Source organism: Pseudooceanicola sp. NS-SX9, from assembly GCF_057380705.1.
Map to the genome: position 1 here is coordinate 1,781,992 of NZ_CM170818.1, position 16,239 is coordinate 1,798,230.

Consider the following 16,239-nt stretch of genomic DNA (forward strand, 5'->3'; position numbering starts at 1 on the left):
TCCAACGCTCCGGGCGGTGGGGCGGAAGGTCGAATGGAACGGATCCCAGACATTGACGCCGGGCACGTGGTCACCGTGCTGGGGCTTGGCAACACGCTTTTGGGCGATGATGGCATTGGTGTGCGGGTGGCGCAGGCCCTGATGGGCAGCCCCGGTATGATGGCCGTCGACGGCGGCACGATGGGCTTTCGGCTGGCCGGGGTGATCGCCGCGACCCCCGCCTGCATCCTGGTCGATGGCGCCGATCTGGGGGCCGCCCCCGGGACGGTCGATGTGCTGGACCTTGCGGCCATTGATGAGCGTTTTGGCGCCCGCGGTGGCGGGACCTCGGCCCATGCGGCGGGGCTTTTGGACCTGCTGGCGCTGGTGCGGCTGGAAGACCGCCTGCCGGACCGGCTGGCGCTGGTGGCGGTGCAGCCGCAGGATCTGGGCTGGTCCGAAACCCTCAGCGATCCGGTGGCCGCCGCCCTGCCGCGCGCCTGTGCCATGGTCCGGGCGATCTGCAAGGACTGGCATGATGCCCGCTGATCCCTTTCTGGATGCCCTCCTGGCGGAACTGCACGGCCATCTGCAGCGCCTGCTGGACGACGGCTCTGGCGCGCTGGTCGACCTGATGCGCCTGCCGATGCCGCCCGAACGCCGCGCCGCGCTGCGCGACCGCCTTGGCACCGGAGAGGTGGTCATCACGCTGGACGCCGAGGGCTCCAGCCGCCTGCAGGAAACCGCCATTCCCGGCCTGTGGTGGGTCGAACACCGCGACCGTACCGGCCGCCTGCTGGCCGAGCTGATCGAGGTGGCGCGGGTGCCCGCCATCGTGCCTGCCGACCGGACGGCGATCCGGGACGGGCTGATGCAACTGGCACCAAAGGAAAGGGCGGCAGAATGACCGACACCCTGGGCGAAACCCTGGCGGCCCGCGGCATCAGCCGTCGCGCGCTGCTGAAATTCGCGGCCGCCGTGGCGACCAGCCTGGCGCTGCCGCCGGGGGTGGCGCCTGCCATCGCCGAAGGCCTGTCGCAGGCGCGACGTCAATCGCTGATCTGGCTGTCGTTCCAGGACTGCACCGGCTGCCTTGAGGCGCTGACGCGCTCGGAGGCGCCGGGGATCGAGCGGCTGATCTTCGATTTCGTCTCGCTCGATTACCAGGAGACGCTGATGGCTGCGGCCGGTACCGCCGCTGATGACGTGCTGCGCCAGGTCGCGCAGGAAAACCACGGGCAGTACCTGCTGGCGGTCGATGGCTCGGTGCCGGTGGCCGATGGTGGGATCTATGCGATGGTGGGCGGCCGCAGCCCCCAGGCGATCCTGAGCGAGCTGGCCGAGGGCGCCGCCGCCGTGCTGGCGATCGGCAGTTGCGCGGCCTATGGCGGCCTGCCCAAGGCCGCGCCCAATCCCACCGGCGCCCGGGGTCTGGCCGGGCTGGTGGGCGATCGCCCCATTGTCAACATTCCCGGCTGCCCGCCCATCCCCGAGGTCCTGACCGGCATCCTGGTCAATTTCCTGTCCTTCGGCCGCCTGCCGGACCTGGACGACCAGGGCCGCCCGCTGGCCTATTACGGCACGACGATCCACGACCAGTGCTACCGGCGGCCCTATTACGATCAGGGCAAGTTCGCCCGCAGTTTCGACGACGAAGGCGCCCGCCAGGGCTGGTGCCTGTTCGAGCTGGGCTGCAAGGGCCCGACCACCCGCAACGCCTGTGCCAGCCTGAAATGGAATGGCGGCACATCCTTCCCGGTGCAGTCGGGCCATGGCTGCCTTGGCTGCTCCGAGCCCGATTTCTGGGATCGCGGCAGCTTCTACACCTCGCTTTCGGGGGGCGAGGGCACGTCCTGGCCCGCGGTTGCGGGGGCGGGGGCTGCGGGGGTGGCGCTTGGCGCGGGGGCGGCACTGGCCGCACGGCGGGCCCGGGCGGCGGTGGAACGGCAGATGGCGCCCGCGGCGCCGGAACAGGAGGACCGGGGATGACGGTTCTGGACTTTGCCCGGGGTCCGGCCTTGCCGGCCTCGGTGCTGATCATGGTGGCGGGGCTGGTCTGGCGGATGGCGGCGGTTCTGCTGCTGCCGGCGCGGCCCGAACGCTCGGCGCCGGGGGAGGGCGCGCCGGGGCGCACCGCAGGGGCGCTGCGGCTGGTCTTTACCCGGATGTGGCCGCGCCGCGCCTTCCTGGGGCGGACCTGGGTGCCGGTGACGCTGGGCTATGCGATGCATCTGGGCCTTGCGGTGATCGTGCTGGGGGGCGCGCCGCATATCCTGCTGCTGACGCAATCGACGGGGCTGGGCTGGGCGCCGCTGCCCAAGGGCATCGTGGCGCTGGCCAGCGCGGTGACGCTGGTGGCGCTGCTGGCGGCGCTGCTGCGGCGGATGATCCATCCGGTGCTGCGGCTTCTGTCGAATGTCGATGACTACCTGTCGCTGCTGCTGGTGCTGCTGGTGGTGCTGACCGGCATCCTGCTGGCCGAGGAAACCCTGGCCAGCTACGCGACCCTGCTGGGCTGGCACATCCTGTCGGTCGAGGCGATGATGGTCTGGCTGCCCTTCGGCAAGCTGTCGCATGTCGCGACGATCCTGGCCGCGCGCGCCGTCGCGGGTGCTCGCCAGGGCCACCGGGGGGCCTTGTCATGAGCCGCCCTCCCTCGGCGCCGCCGGTCCTGCGGCCCGCCACCCGCCGCATCGCCGCAGCCCGCGCGGCCGAGGATCCCGCCCGCCTGCAATCGGCGATGAAGGGGTTCCTCAGCGATTTCGGCCCCACCGCCGCCACCTGGATGGAGGCCTGCCTGCATTGCGGCCAATGCGCCGAGGCCTGCCAGTTCTACGTCGAAACCGGCGATCCCGCCTATACGCCGATTTGGAAGATCGAGCCCTTCAAACAGGCCTACAGCCGCCAGATGGGCCCCTTTGCGCCGCTGTTCCGCCTGCTGGGGCTGACGCCCGAGGTGACGCTGGATCAGCTGGAACGCTGGCAGGGGCTGCTCTATGACAGCTGCAACATGTGCGGGCGGTGCTCTCTGGTCTGTCCGGCGGGGATCGACATTGCCGATCTGGTGGAAAAGGCCCGCCACGGCATGTTCGAGGCCGGCCTGGTGCCGCCCGACTATCTGGGCGCGCTGGCGGGCAAGGAACGCGAGACCGGTAGCCCCTTCGGCATCGCGCCCTCGGCCATGCATGACAGCCTGCTGGAGATCGGCCGCCAGCACGGCGTCGAGATGCATGTCGACGAGGCCCACGCCGACGTGGTGCCTGCGGTGTCCTCGATCGACCTCAAGATGTACCCGGCCTCGATCGCGGCGACGGCGAAGGTGCTGAACCACATGGGCGTGCACTGGAGCTTCATGACCCGCGGCTTCGATGCCGACAACGTGTCGCTGACCGCGGGCGACCGTGACGGCCAGCGCGCCGTGACCGAGGCCATCGTCAGCGCCGCGACCGCCTGTGGCGCCAAGGTGCTGATCCTGCCCGAATGCGGCCATTCCTACACCGAGATGCGGTGGGAGGCGGCCAATACCCTGGGCCGCGCCCTGCCGTTCCGGGTGCTGCACATGTCGGAATACCTGGACGAAGGCCTGTCGCAGGGCCTTCTGCACCTGCGTCCCGTGCCGGCGGAGGGGCAGGGCAAGGGCGTCACCTTCCACGATCCCTGTCAGGTCTCTCGCCGAAGTGGCCGCAGTGCCGCGCCGCGCCGGATCATGGCGGCCCTGGGCCTTGACCTGCAGGAGCTGGCCGATCATGGCCCCGATGGCTGGTGCTGTGGTGGCGGTGGTGGCGTGGCGCTGATCGGCCGCGCCAAGCCCCTGCGCGACCATGCCTTCGACATCAAGGACCGGCAGGTGGCACAGACCGGCGCCGACACCGTCTATGTCACCTGCACCGGCTGCCGCCAGACCTTTGAACACGGCTTCAAGGATCGCGGCCGCGACACCCGCGTCGGCAGCCTGCTGGATCTGGTGGCCGAGCAACTCGACCCTACCCCGAACGGACCCAAGCCATGAGCAAGACCATCGTCGTCGACCCGCTGACCCGGATCGAGGGCCACCTGCGGATCGAGGCCGTCGTGGATGACGGCGGCCGTGTCACCCGCGCCCTCAGCTCGGGTACGCAGGTGCGCGGCATCGAGATCATCCTGAAGGGCCGCGATCCGCGCGATGCCTGGGCCTTTGCCCAGCGGATCTGCGGTGTCTGCACGCTGGTGCATGGGCTGGCCTCGGTGCGTGCGGTCGAGGATGCGCTGAAGATCGAGATCCCGCAGAACGCCCAGCTGATCCGCAACCTGATGGCGGGTTGCCAGCTGGTGCAGGACCACGTGATGCACTTTTATCACCTGCAGGCGATGGACTGGGTGAACCCGGTGTCGGCGCTGAAGGCGGATCCGGCGGCGGCGGCGCGGCTGGCGCAGGCGCAGGATTATCCCGAAAGCTCGGTCGCGCATTTCACCGCCGTGCAGGCGCAGCTTCAGGGGCTGGTGGGCTCGGGGCAGCTGGGGCTGTTTCGCGGCGGCTACTGGGATCATCCGGGCTATGTCCTCTCGCCCGAGGTGAACCTGATCGCGCTGTCGCATTACCTCGACGGGCTGAAATGGCAGCGCGAGGTCGGCAAGATCATGGCGGTCTTCGGCGGCAAGGACCCGCATCCCAATCTGGTGGTGGGGGGCGTGCCCTGCGCCATCGCCGCCGGAGAGGGCACGCTGCCGGGCGGCGGCGATGCGACGGCGGTGAACCTGACCAGCCTGCAGAAGGTGCAGGATCTGATCACGCTGATGCGCCAGTTCGTCTCGCGGGTCTATCTGCCGGATCTGGAGCTGATCGCGGGTCAGTATCCCGACTGGTTCACCCGCGGCGAGGGGGTGCGCAACTTCCTGTCCTACGGGGATTTCGGCGGCACGGTGGACAATGGTTTCGGCGTGCCGCGCGGCGTGGTGATGGACCGCGACCTGACCCGGATCGAGCCTGTCGACCTGGGCGATGGCGACCAGATCCGCGAATTCATCTCGAATGCCTGGTACAGCTACGAGGGCGGCCGCAGCCAGGGCCTGCACCCCTATGCGGGCGAGACGACCTTTGCCTATGACGGTCCGCAGCCGCCGTTCCAGACGCTCGATCCGGCCAGGGGCTATTCCTGGCTGAAGTCGCCGCGCTGGCGCGATCACCCGGTCGAGGTCGGCCCGCTGGCGCGTCTGGTGCTGATGCGCGCGGGCGGCGAGGCCACCTCGAAGGCGCTGACGGATGGCATCCTGAACCGGCTGGGGATGCCCTTCGAGGCGGTCTATTCCACCATGGGGCGGATCCTGGCGCGCGGCATCGAGGCGCAGATGATGGCGGACCGGATGCAGGTCTGGCTGGATGCGCTGCTGGCCAATATCGCCAAGGGCGATCTGAAGACCTTTGACGGGCGGGCGTGGAACCCCTCGGCCTGGCCGAAGCGGGCACAGGGCGTGGGCTATGTCGAGGCGCCGCGCGGCGCGCTGGCCCATTGGCTGAGCTTCGAGGACGGCCGGATCACCAATTACCAGGCCGTGGTGCCGACCACCTGGAACGCGGGTCCCGTCGATCCGATGGGGCAGGCGGGCCCCTACGAGGCGGCGCTGCTGGACGATCACGTCCTGACGATCCCGGACCAGCCGCTGGAGGTGCTGCGCACGATCCACAGCTTTGATCCCTGCATGGCCTGCGCGGCGCATGTGCTGGGCGGCGGCGGAGACGAGATCGTCTCGGTCCGCATCGCTTGACAGGCAAAAGCCCCCCTTCCGGGCGATTGGCGGCGGGCTTGCGTGCCGTCGTGACAGGCCGTGACGCGGGCGGGCGATCCCGTTCGGGCCTGAGATGGCCGCCCGGAACCTGCCGGGCGGGTGTTCCAGCGTGACACGTCCAGACCCGGAGCCTTAGGCAAGGCGCCGGTGGCGGGCCGTTCGTGGCGTCGTTTCGCGGTGCGTCGGGCGTCCCCGGTGGCGCGCCGGACGCTGCCGGGCGCGTGTCCCTGCGTCACATCGCCAGACCCGGAGCGGTGGGGGGGCGCTGCTGTCGGGTCTTTCGGCATGTCGCCTCGCGGTGCGAAGGCCGTCCACGGCGGCGCGGCAAACCATACCCGGGCGCTGCCTGCGGGCATTCCCCCGTCACATCGCCAGACCCGGAGCGGCAAGCAGGGCGCTGCTGTCGGACCCTTCGTCGCGTTGCGGTTCGGCGGACCGTCCCCGCTCGCACGACAAGCCCTGCCCGGGGCCAGCCGGACGCATGTCCCGGCGGGGCACTGCCGGACCCGGACCGGTGCGCAGGACACCGCTGTCGGGCCTTTCATCCTGTCGCATCGCGGTGGGCGGGCCGTCCCCGGTGGCGCGGCAAACCATGCCCCGGATCTTGCGGGCGGGCGGCCCGAACCGCCCCGCCGCACAACCGGCGCAGCAGAAAGCCCCCCGCCGGTTGTCCGGCAGGGGGCGTTGCGTTGCAGGACGCTCAGCGGGCGGCGACGCTGGCGGGGCGGGCGGTGCCCAGGATCTGCTGGGCGGCGATGCGGCCGCTGTTGACCGCAAAGCCGAAGCTGGTCCCCGAGGCCGCCCCCAGCGTGTAGCTGTCGCGCGCCGAGATCCCCCCGGCATCGTTGCCGACCACATAGACCCCCTGCACGACGCTGGCGTCGGGGCGCACCGGTTGCAGGTCGCGGTTCACCCGGATGCCGCCGATGGTGGTGAAGATGCCATAGGTCATGCGGAAGGCATAAAGCGGGCCGTCGGTCTCGAGCTTGACCAGGTAGCGGCTGTCCTTGGCAAAGCCGCTGTCCTTGTTATGCGCCACGTCGTCATTATAGGTGGCGAAGGTGGCCGTCAGAGCCTCCAGCGGCAGGCCGGTCTGCTGCGCCAGATCCGCCAGACCCTCGGCCCGGACCACCGCGCCTTCGCAGTTCTTCAGCCCGTAGTCCAGCAGGGCGTCGAACTCGGTCACTTTCGTGGTGGCGGGGATCAGCACGCCCAGCCCCACGTCGAACCCCTTCTGCATCAGGTGCTCGCGGGTGGCGGCGTCGAAGATCGTCCAGGCATGGCGCACCCGGTGCAGGGCGTTGCCGGCATGGATGAAATCGACGGCCACGTCCTCGGCGGTAAAGCGTTCCCCCGCCAGATCCACCCAGACCGCGCGCGGCTGCCAGCCCAGGATGCACAGGTTCATCTGCTCCCAGCCCATCTTCTTCACATGCTGGTCAAGGGCCGGTGCCAGCATCGTGGCGGCGATGGAATCCAGATCCGCCCCAAGCGCCTGCACCATCGTGATGCCGTCCCCCTCGGAGCCGATCGGGGCATATTGCACCGGGTCGGGCGCCTCGGTGTATTTCGCCAGCATCGCGGGGTTGTTGGCAAAGCCGCCGGTGGCGACGATGACGCCCTCGCGGGCGGTGACGGTCAGCGCGTTGCCATCCGCGGTGACGGCACGGGCGCCGGTGACGCGGCCGGTGTCATCCGTCAGCAGCGCCCTAGCCGAGATGTTGCGGATCAGCGTGGCATTGGGGAAGGTCTCAAGCCGCTCGAACAGGGTGCGGCACAGCTGCTTGCCGTGGCCCTTGGCGATGTGCCAGGTGCGGTTGGCGGTCCATTCGATGGTCTCGGGGCCCTCGAATTCCACACCCTGTTCCTGCAGCCAGTCGATCGTCGCCGCCGAGGCATTGTGGAAGCGGCGCACCAGCGGCGCATTGGCCGACCAGCGGGTTTCCTGCATCTCCTCGCGGAAGGTCTCGTCGCGCTTCAGGTTCACCCAGGCGGCGCGCTGCATCTCGGTCTCGACGCCAAAGACGCCCTCGGCATAATTCGCCCGGCCGCCGGTGACGGGCGTCTTCTCGAGCACCAGCACCTGCTTGCCGGCAATCGCCAGCGTCAGGGCGGCGGCAAGGCCTCCGGCGCCCGCGCCCAGGACCAGTACGTCTGTGCTGCGGCTGTCTTGTGTCATTTCGGTCGTCCAGTTCAATGCATATGGCTGGATGATACGAGGGCATAAGATCTGCGCCTTGATCTGGCGCAAGCCCGTCTGTCGCAGTTCGGGCCCAGGGGTTGTATGCTGCAGCCGTGCTCGTCCGGTGCTTGCGGGCCGGGCGTTCGGCGCGGGGCGGGGCAATCTGCGGGCATGCCAGCGCACGGTGGTGGAATTCCGTATAAAGGACCGGCGGGTGGCATTACCCTGCGGACAGGTGTTCGACCTGTCGTTCCAACCCGGAGGTGCCCCATGCCCGATCCCATTCCATCCGTTGCCGATCCCTCGCAGGACAAGGTCTTTGTCATCGGGCTGACCATGGCCGGGGCGATCTCGGCCGGGGCCTATACGGCGGGGGTGGTGGATTACCTGTTCCGCGCCATGCGGGCGCATAATGCCCGCGTCGGCACCCCCGGCGGGCCCGCGCATCGCGTGGTGGTCAAGGTGATGAGCGGCTCGTCCGCGGGCGGCACCACGGCGGGGCTGATCGTCGCCAGCCTGCTGGACGCCGGCGGCGAGAATGCCGCCATCTGGGATGCCCCGCTGACCGCAAAATACCCGCTGCAATCGGGTGGTTCGGGCGAATTCCAAAGGGTTCTGGGCCCGGTTTTCGATGTTTGGGTGAACGAGCTGTACCTGTACGAGAACGGCAAGGGCCTGCTGTCGCTGTCGGATCTGGAATCTGGGGCGCCGGTGCCGCTTGACTGGAGCGGAAAGCCCCCGGTGTCGCTGCCGCAGCAGGCGCTGCTGAATGGCGGCGCCATCGACGCGGCGGCGAAAAACGTGCTGAAGGCGATCCCGGAATGGACGTCGCAAGTCAGCGGCTACAGCTTCGTTTCGGGCACGTTCGAGCTGTTCCTGACCACGACCTCGCTGGCGGGGGTGGTGATGGATGTGGCCTTTGCCAATAACCAGACCTTCCCGATGACCCAGCATTCGCTGGTGCGGCATTTTCGGATGACGGGGCTGGGGGCGGGGCCCGATCTGCCCTCGGCCTGGCTGGCGCGCTGGCAGGACGAGGGGATTGCCCTGGATCCCCGGCAATGCGGTGCGCCGATGATCCCGCTGACGGATGTGAACTGCGCCTCGGCCTGGAAAAAGCTGACGGTGGCCTGCATCGCCACCGGCGCCTTCCCCTTTGGCCTGCCGCCCCGCTATATCGAGGCCACCGCCGGAGAGCAGGGCGTGACAGATGCCAATGGCCGCCGCCAGGGCGGCGCCATGCCGGTCGATCTGGACCTGGGTCTGCCGCTGCCAGAGGTCTTCCCGGCGGGCATCGCGGCGAATACGGCCGCGCCCTATGTCTCGATCGACGGCGGGACGGTCAATAACGAACCCTTCGAATATGCCCGTTTCGCCCTGCGCCGGGGTAATGAAGGGGCCAGCGGCCCGGCGCTGCAGGACAATCCGCGCGGCGCGCTGGAGGCCGACCGGGCGGTGATCCTGATCGATCCCTTCCCCAATGCCGATGCCTATGCGCTGGCCCGCCGCGCGGATCTGGCGCCGCAGGCGGGGCTGTCGGGGGTGATCGGACGGCTGATGGGGCTGTTCATCTCGCAGGCGCGCTTCAAGCCGACCGAGGTGCTGCTGGCGCGCGACAAGACGGTGCATTCGCGCTTCCTGATCTCGCCCGTGCGCTCGGACGATGCGCTGGATCTGCCCCGGACCGATGGCGCCCGGGCCATCGCCTGCGGCAGCCTGGGGGGCTTTGGCGGCTTCCTGAAACGCGATTTCCGCCAGCATGACTTTGTCCTGGGGCAGCGCAACTGCCAGTGGTTCCTGGAACGGCACTTCCTGCTGGATCCGAAGAACAAGGTGCTGGGCGGGGCCTCGGCCACGGGGCGGATCGTCGATCCCGGGCAGGGGGCGCAGGTCGGCTTGCCGCTCTGGCCGCAGATCACCGAAGGGGAGCTTGCGCCGGTGATCAAGGCGGCGCGGGCCCGCATCAAGGGGCTGATCGGCGACCCCCGCTTTGCCGAGACGCTGCGCGCTGTGCTGCCCTTCCTGCCCGATGTCGGGGTCTGGGGGATCCGCCAGGGGAAGGGCGTGATCGCGGGCTGGGCGCTGCCGAAGGTGCAGGGAGGCATCTACGCGGGCCTGATGGAACATGAGCTGTTAAGTGCCCCTGCGCTGTTCCGCGACATCGACGAGATCTGCCCGCAGCCGCAGGCCCGCGCCCGCTGTCGGCAGATGATCCGCCTGCTGATGGCCGCAGGCAAGAAGGGCCTGACCGCCGGGGCGCTGCAGGAGGCCCTTGGGCCGCAGCCTTTCGCCGGTGACAGCTGGATCGGGGATGTGCTGCAGGCGTTGGCCGCCCGCGGCTGGGTCAAGCCGCAGTCGCCGCGCAATCCGTTCTCGAAGGCGCCGGTCAGCCATGTCTACGACTTTGCGAAACCGTTGGGCTGACGGCGCTGGAACACCCCAGGGTTGCGGGGCAAGATCCCTGATCCTGCAACCATACGCCCACGGCCTATCCCTGTCCCGGATCTGAGACACTTCCGCCTTGCCATCTGGTCCACCCCCGTTGCGACACCGCGGCCGGGGGGGCAGAACCATCCTGTCAGGGCGTGACGGAGACGCGCCCGGAGGTTCGGCAGTTGCGAGGAGGCCTGTCGTGAACATCAGGACGTCCTGCGCGGCGACAGCTTTCGCGCCCGGCCCCTGCGCCGGCCGTGCCCCCGGTGCCCCGGTCCGTCCGGCCATCCGGGCTGCCCGTCGCCTGCCGTCTCGTTCCCTGGCAGGGGACAGCCCCGCCGACCGGCACGCGCCGGGTTCGGGCCCTGTCCCTGCAACACTCACGATCCAGAATGGGAGGATCCCTACATGGCCAAGACGATGAAGGCCGCGGTGGTGCGCAAGTTCGGCGCCCCCCTCGATATCGAAGAAGTCGCCATCCCCGAAGTGTCCGACGGCATGATCCAGGTCGCCATCCAGGCCTCGGGCGTGTGCCACACCGACCTGCATGCCGCCGAAGGCGACTGGCCCGTCAAGCCGAACCCGCCGTTCATTCCGGGCCACGAGGGCGTGGGCTATGTCTCGGCCGTGGGCAAGGGCGTGAAGAACGTCAAGGAAGGCGACCGCGTGGGCGTGCCGTGGCTTTACAGCGCCTGCGGCTGCTGCCGTCACTGCCTGGGCGGCTGGGAAACCCTGTGCGAAAGCCAGCACAACACCGGCTATTCGGTCAACGGCGGCTTTGCCGATTACGTCATCGCCGATCCGAACTATGTGGGTCACCTGCCTGCGGGTTCCGATTTCGCGGAAATCGCTCCGGTCCTGTGCGCCGGTGTGACGGTCTACAAGGGCCTGAAGATGACCGAGACCAAGCCCGGTGACACCGTGGCGATCTCGGGGATCGGGGGCCTGGGCCACATGGCGGTGCAATATGCCGTGGCGATGGGGCTGAACGTCGTGGCGGTCGACATCGACGATGCCAAGCTGGACCTGGCCAAGCGTCTGGGCGCCAAGATGACCGTCAACGCGCGTACCCAGGAAGACCCGGCGGGCTTCGTGCGCCGTGAAACCGGTGGCGTCAACGGCGTGCTGGTGACGGCGGTCAGCGAAAAGGCCTTTGAACAGGCCGTCGGCATGGTTGGCCGCGGCGGCACCGTGTCGCTGAACGGTCTGCCCCCGGGCGACTTCCCGCTGAACATCTTCGGCATGGTGCTGAACGGCATCACGGTGCGCGGCTCGATCGTGGGCACGCGGCTTGACCTGCAGGAGTCGCTGGACTTTGCGGCCGACGGCAAGGTCAAGGCCACCATCGCCAAGGCGCCGCTGGAAGACATCAACAATGTCTTCGACCGGATGCGCAAGGGCCAGATCGAAGGCCGCATGGTGCTCGACCTGACCAGCTGACGGCTCGGGCCGTCAGGGGCGTTTCGGTGCAAACGAAGTCTGCATCCCTCCCCGTGCCGGGACGCCCCCCGCTGCCGCCGCCGTTCCCGACCCTTTCCCCAGGGTTCCAGGCGGGGGCAGGGCCCGTGCGCCCTGGGTCCCCTGTCCCAACAAGACCCGGCGCTGCCCCCTTCGGTTTCCGAACCGGAGGGGGTTTGCCATTTCAGGGGCGGCGATCGGGGAAGGTGCCCAGCTCTTCGATCCGGTAGCCGTCGGGATAGCCCGGCCGCCGTCGCGCGGTGATCCGGCGCGGGCAACGGCGGGCGGGCAGCCAGCGCAGCAGCCGCGCCCGCAGCCTCAGCCCCGTCAGTACCATGCGTTCGATGCGGGCGCCGGGATCGGCAAAGCCCATGGCGCGGCGCAGCGCCGGATCGCACAAGGCATGGACCGCGGGACGCCCCAGCGGCACCAGTGCCCGCGGCAGGTAGAACGACAGCAGCAGGTCGCGGGTCAGGCAGGCGACCTCGGCATTGCTGGGGGCGGGGCGGAAATGCTGCGCCTCGTAGCCCTGCGCATAGGCGGCAAAGCCCTGGTAATCTGCGGGAATGCCGGTGATCCCCATGCGGGTGCCAAGCGCGCGGTAATACTGCGTCCAGGCGGTGATTTCATGCGCGCTCAGCGGGCGGCGGCCGAACCGATCCAGCCAGTCCTTCGGGCAGATCACGAAGGTTGCCAGCACATAAAGCATGTCGGCATTGGCGATCCGGTAATGGCCGTGCATGGTGTTCATCCGCGCCAGCGCCGCCTGGCCACGGGCGCTGTCCTGACCGTTCTCGGCGATTTCCGACAGGATCAGCTCGGTATCGTCATAGCGTTTGCGGGTGTCGCGCCGGAACGCCCCGGTCTTCGCCAGCACCCCCGAGATCGACGGCACGCCGTAGGTGCGGAACAGGGCGAATTCCAGCGCCTTCTCGATGTCCCAGGCGAATTCGCAGCAACTCAGCAGAAAGACGATGCGTTCATATTGCGTCGTGGCATCCAGCGCGGCGATTTCCCGTGACCAGCGCGACATGGCGATCCCTCCGACCTGGCGTGTCGCGCAAGGATGGCGCACCCCTTGCACGCATTCAACCACCGATGGCTTGCCTTCCGGGGCGGGCGCGGACTATCACCGCGCCATTCCTTCCGAGCAGAGAGTTCCCATGTCCCCAGCCTACCTCGTCACGCATTCCGGCGGCTTTCATGCCGACGAGGTGCTGTCCTCGGTCATCCTGACGCGGCTTTTCCCCGATGCGCAGCTGGTGCGCAGCCGGGCGCCCGAATGGATCACCCCCGGGGCCGACCGCATCGTCTACGATGTCGGCGGCGCCTATGATGCCGAGGCCGGGATCTTTGATCACCACCAGCGCGGCGCACCGCTGCGCGAGGATGAAAAGCCCTACAGCTCGTTCGGGCTGGTGTGGAAGCATTTCGGCATGGACTACCTGCGCGCCTCGGGCGTGCCCGAAGAGCACCTCGACAGCGTCCATGCCTCGTTCGACCGCGGCTTCGTGCTGCCGGTCGATCTGGTCGACAACGGCGCCGTCAGCGTGTCCGAGGCCGGTCCCTTGTCGTCGCTGACCCTGCCGGGGCTGATCGAGACGCTGAAGCCCGTCTTCGACGAACAGGACCCCGAGGCCGAGACCGGCGCCTTTCATGCCGCCGTCGCCATCGCCCGCCAGTTCGTCGAGGCCCGCGTGGCGCGCTCGGCCGCCAAGCTGCGCGCCGAGGCGCTGGTGCAGGGCGCGATCGCGGCCGCAGGCCAGGGCCGCATCCTGGAGCTGCCGATGGGGATGCCCTTCCGCCCGGCGGTGATCAAGGCGGGTGCCGATCACCTGTGGTTCGTGATCACCCCGCGCAGCGGCGATGAATGGACGCTGGGCGGCATCCGGCTGGCCGACGAAGGCTTTGCCCTGCGCGCCGATCTGCCGGCCGCCTGGGCCGGTCTGACGGGCGCCGACCTCGATGCCGTCTGTGGCACCGAGGGGGCGATCTTCTGCCACAACGGCCGCTTCATTGCCGCCGCGAAATCCCGCGAGGCGATCGTGACCATGGCCAACCTTGCCGTGGCCGAGGCCGAAGCGGCGCTGGCTCAGGCCTGAGAGGCGCGGCGCAGCACCCCTGCCAGCGCCGCCATTGCCGCAATCAGGAGACCGTAGGCCATCACGGTCTCCTGCAGTCCCAGCACCGGGACCAGCAGGCCCGCGATCACCACCGGCACGCCGAAGGCCAGATAGCTGACGCAGAACATCGCGGCGAAGGTTTCGCCCCGCATCTCTGGCGGGACCAGCGGGATGATCGAGCGGATGAAGCCGTAGAAGCAGGTGCCAAAGCCCATGCCCACCACCGCCAGCGCCACCAGATACAGCGTCAGGCTGCCCGCCAGCACGCCTGCCAGCGTGCCCAGCGTGCCAAGCGCCAGCGCCGAGGTGCCGAACAGCACCACCTGACGCGCGCTGTAGCGCCGTGCCAGAAAGCACGACAGCGCCCCCATGCCCGACAGCAGCGTCACCACCAGGCCCTGCACCACGACGCTGTGGATGCCGAAGACATGGCCCACGATCAGCGCCCCCAGCGACAGGTACAGCCCCCCCGTTGCCCAGCCCGCAAAAAGCGCCGGTGCCCCTTTCCAGAACGGTCCGCGCACCGCCGCCGGCAGGCCCACCTGAGGGCGCAGCGCCTGCCACAGCCCCTCGTGCCGGGGCGAGGTCTCGGGCAGGGCCCAGATCAGCACTGCCAGCACCAGGCTGATGACGGCAAGACCGTGGAAGATGTCCGCCTTGGGTGCCACCAGCAGATCCATCGCAAAGCCCGAGGCCAGCGCCCCCAGGGCCAGTCCGACCAGCGGGATGACCGAATTGCAGACCGCCGCGATGCCGGGCAGACGGGGCGGTTCCAGATCCGTGATCGTGGCCGAGAGCGTCGACATCAGCAGCCCGCAGGCCACCCCCTGCAAGGCCCGTGCGCACAGCAGCTGGGTGACGGTGCCCGAGATCTCGAAGCCCACCGAGGCCGCGGCCAGCAGCGCGAATCCCGCGCTCAGGATCGGGCGGCGGCCCAGGTGGTCCGACAGCGATCCCAGCACCAGCAGCGTCGCCAGCAGCACCAGCGCATAGATCGCGAAGACCGCCGACATCATGAAGGCCGAAAATCCCATCTGGCTTTGCAGCAGCGGATAGAATGGCGAGGGCGCGCTGGCGCTGGCCATCATCAGCGCGCTGCCGGTCAGCACGATGGCAAAGCCCGCGTGGTCCCGCGTGATGGGGAAGGTCGGGGAAAGGGGCATGAGGGCCTCAATGGTTCGATATGTTTCGAACCATTGCCTAGTTCCCTTCCCGCGAAGGTTCAAGTATATTCGAACCATGTCGACGGAAAACACCAGCCCCGATCTTGTCCATCCGCCGGAAGAGGCGATTGTTCTGACGCAGGTGCTGTTTGCGCTCAGTGATCCGGCACGTCTGGACATCGTGCGGCAGCTGCGCGACGGGCCGGTGCTGATGGCGCGCTGCAATCTGATGGATCCCGACGTGGCGAAATCGACGAAATCCCACCTGTTCAAGGTGCTGCGCGAATCGGGCGTGATCCGCAACGAACCCCAGGGCCGCGGCCGCCTGCTGAGCCTGCGCCGCGAGGCGCTGGACCGGCGCTTTCCCGGCCTGCTGGACGCGGTGCTGACCGCCCCCTGAGGGGGGCCGACAAAAACTTTCGGAAAGATTGAACCGGCGGGCATCTTCTCCCGTATCCCTTGCATTCCGGCGCTGCAGGCGACCGGAGCAACGGAGGAGGATCCCATGTTCAAGACATTCGCCCTGACCGCCACGCTGGCGGCGCTGTCCCTTGGTCCCGTGCAGGCGGCCGGCATGGCCGACAACCCGATGGTGGGCAGCGCGCCGATGTATGCCGACAAGACCATCGCCGAGAACGCCAGCGCCGCGCCCAACCTGACCACGCTGGTGGCGGCGGTGCAGGCGGCAGGGCTGGCCGAAACGCTGATGGGCCCGGGGCCCTTCACCGTCTTCGCGCCGACGAACGAGGCTTTCGCGATGATCTCGAAGGCGTCGATGGACCAGTTGCTGATGCCCTCGCACAAGGAGCAGCTGAAGCAGATCCTGCTGTGCCATGTGGTGGCGGCCGAGGCGTTCTCGACCACCATCGCGGGGATGATCTCGGATGATGGCGGGATGCATGTGGTGCCGACGGTGGGGGGCTGCAAGCTGCAGGCCTACATGGAAGGCGGCGCGCTGAAGCTGAAGGACGAGAACGGCCGCGTCGCCACCGTGACCACCGCCGATGTCGACCAGTCGAACGGCGTGGTGCATGTGATCGACCGGGTGCTGCTGCCGCTGGGCCAGGCCGGCTGATCCAGCCTGACGGCGATGACCACGGCGATGACCACGGGGGGCGCCATCTGCGCCCCCGTTTGT

The 16,239-nt window shown here is 68.8% G+C and carries 14 protein-coding genes; 11 read left to right on the plus strand and 3 right to left on the minus strand.

What is annotated here, in order from left to right; all coding sequences use genetic code 11:
• Positions 1 to 33 precede the first annotated feature (33 nt).
• The 6 genes from AC2ITM_RS08490 to AC2ITM_RS08515 are packed head-to-tail and all read left to right on the plus strand — an operon-like array spanning position 34 to position 5,721.
• Positions 34 to 528, plus strand: coding sequence for a hydrogenase maturation protease (locus AC2ITM_RS08490; RefSeq protein ID WP_486466222.1), 495 nt, complete (start codon positions 34 to 36; stop codon positions 526 to 528).
• Positions 518 to 886, plus strand: coding sequence for a hydrogenase expression/formation C-terminal domain-containing protein (locus tag AC2ITM_RS08495; protein WP_486466223.1), 369 nt, complete (start codon positions 518 to 520; stop codon positions 884 to 886). The genes AC2ITM_RS08490 and AC2ITM_RS08495 overlap by 11 nt, the downstream gene beginning before the upstream one ends.
• Positions 883 to 1,968, plus strand: a complete 1,086-nt coding sequence (locus AC2ITM_RS08500; RefSeq protein WP_486466224.1) for a hydrogenase small subunit — start codon at positions 883 to 885, stop codon at positions 1,966 to 1,968. Before AC2ITM_RS08495 ends, AC2ITM_RS08500 begins: the two co-directional genes overlap by 4 nt.
• Positions 1,965 to 2,624, plus strand: coding sequence for a nitrate reductase (locus tag AC2ITM_RS08505; protein ID WP_486466225.1), 660 nt, complete (start codon positions 1,965 to 1,967; stop codon positions 2,622 to 2,624). Before AC2ITM_RS08500 ends, AC2ITM_RS08505 begins: the two co-directional genes overlap by 4 nt.
• Positions 2,621 to 3,988, plus strand: coding sequence for a (Fe-S)-binding protein (locus tag AC2ITM_RS08510; protein ID WP_486466226.1), 1,368 nt, complete (start codon positions 2,621 to 2,623; stop codon positions 3,986 to 3,988). Before AC2ITM_RS08505 ends, AC2ITM_RS08510 begins: the two co-directional genes overlap by 4 nt.
• The gene (locus AC2ITM_RS08515; RefSeq protein WP_486466227.1) at positions 3,985 to 5,721 is read left to right on the plus strand and encodes a nickel-dependent hydrogenase large subunit; all 1,737 of its coding nucleotides are present in this window, start codon (positions 3,985 to 3,987) and stop codon (positions 5,719 to 5,721) included. The genes AC2ITM_RS08510 and AC2ITM_RS08515 overlap by 4 nt, the downstream gene beginning before the upstream one ends.
• A 721-nt stretch (positions 5,722 to 6,442) precedes the next feature.
• On the opposite strand, the gene AC2ITM_RS08520 is transcribed toward AC2ITM_RS08515, so the two are convergent.
• Positions 6,443 to 7,921, minus strand: coding sequence for an FAD-dependent oxidoreductase (locus AC2ITM_RS08520; RefSeq protein ID WP_486466228.1), 1,479 nt, complete (start codon positions 7,919 to 7,921; stop codon positions 6,443 to 6,445).
• Positions 7,922 to 8,194: 273 nt separating this feature from the next.
• Here AC2ITM_RS08520 and AC2ITM_RS08525 point away from each other — a divergent pair, with 273 nt between their 5' ends.
• The gene (locus tag AC2ITM_RS08525; RefSeq protein ID WP_486466229.1) at positions 8,195 to 10,348 is read left to right on the plus strand and encodes a hypothetical protein; all 2,154 of its coding nucleotides are present in this window, start codon (positions 8,195 to 8,197) and stop codon (positions 10,346 to 10,348) included.
• 417 nt (positions 10,349 to 10,765) lie between these two features.
• Positions 10,766 to 11,797, plus strand: coding sequence for an alcohol dehydrogenase AdhP (gene adhP / locus AC2ITM_RS08530; RefSeq protein WP_486466230.1), 1,032 nt, complete (start codon positions 10,766 to 10,768; stop codon positions 11,795 to 11,797).
• A gap of 202 nt (positions 11,798 to 11,999) precedes the next feature.
• Here adhP and AC2ITM_RS08535 read toward each other — a convergent pair whose 3' ends face one another.
• Positions 12,000 to 12,848: an oxygenase MpaB family protein gene (locus AC2ITM_RS08535; RefSeq protein ID WP_486466231.1), complete on the minus strand. Its 849-nt coding sequence runs from the start codon at positions 12,846 to 12,848 to the stop codon at positions 12,000 to 12,002.
• Between the two features lie 130 nt (positions 12,849 to 12,978).
• On the opposite strand from AC2ITM_RS08535, the gene AC2ITM_RS08540 reads away from it, so the two are divergent.
• Positions 12,979 to 13,917 (plus strand): MYG1 family protein, encoded by a 939-nt coding sequence (locus tag AC2ITM_RS08540; RefSeq protein ID WP_486466232.1) that lies wholly within the window; start codon positions 12,979 to 12,981, stop codon positions 13,915 to 13,917.
• On the opposite strand, the gene AC2ITM_RS08545 is transcribed toward AC2ITM_RS08540, so the two are convergent.
• Entirely contained in the window at positions 13,908 to 15,101 is a 1,194-nt protein-coding gene (locus AC2ITM_RS08545; protein ID WP_486466233.1) for an MFS transporter, read from the minus strand. The two genes, AC2ITM_RS08540 and AC2ITM_RS08545, sit on opposite strands and share 10 nt — an antisense overlap.
• Positions 15,102 to 15,177: 76 nt before the next feature.
• Between AC2ITM_RS08545 and AC2ITM_RS08550 the strand changes: the two genes are divergently transcribed.
• The gene (locus AC2ITM_RS08550) at positions 15,178 to 15,501 is read left to right on the plus strand and encodes an ArsR/SmtB family transcription factor (RefSeq protein ID WP_486466234.1); all 324 of its coding nucleotides are present in this window, start codon (positions 15,178 to 15,180) and stop codon (positions 15,499 to 15,501) included.
• A 105-nt stretch (positions 15,502 to 15,606) separates the two neighbouring features.
• Positions 15,607 to 16,176, plus strand: a complete 570-nt coding sequence (locus AC2ITM_RS08555; RefSeq protein ID WP_486466235.1) for a fasciclin domain-containing protein — start codon at positions 15,607 to 15,609, stop codon at positions 16,174 to 16,176.
• Positions 16,177 to 16,239 lie beyond the last annotated feature (63 nt).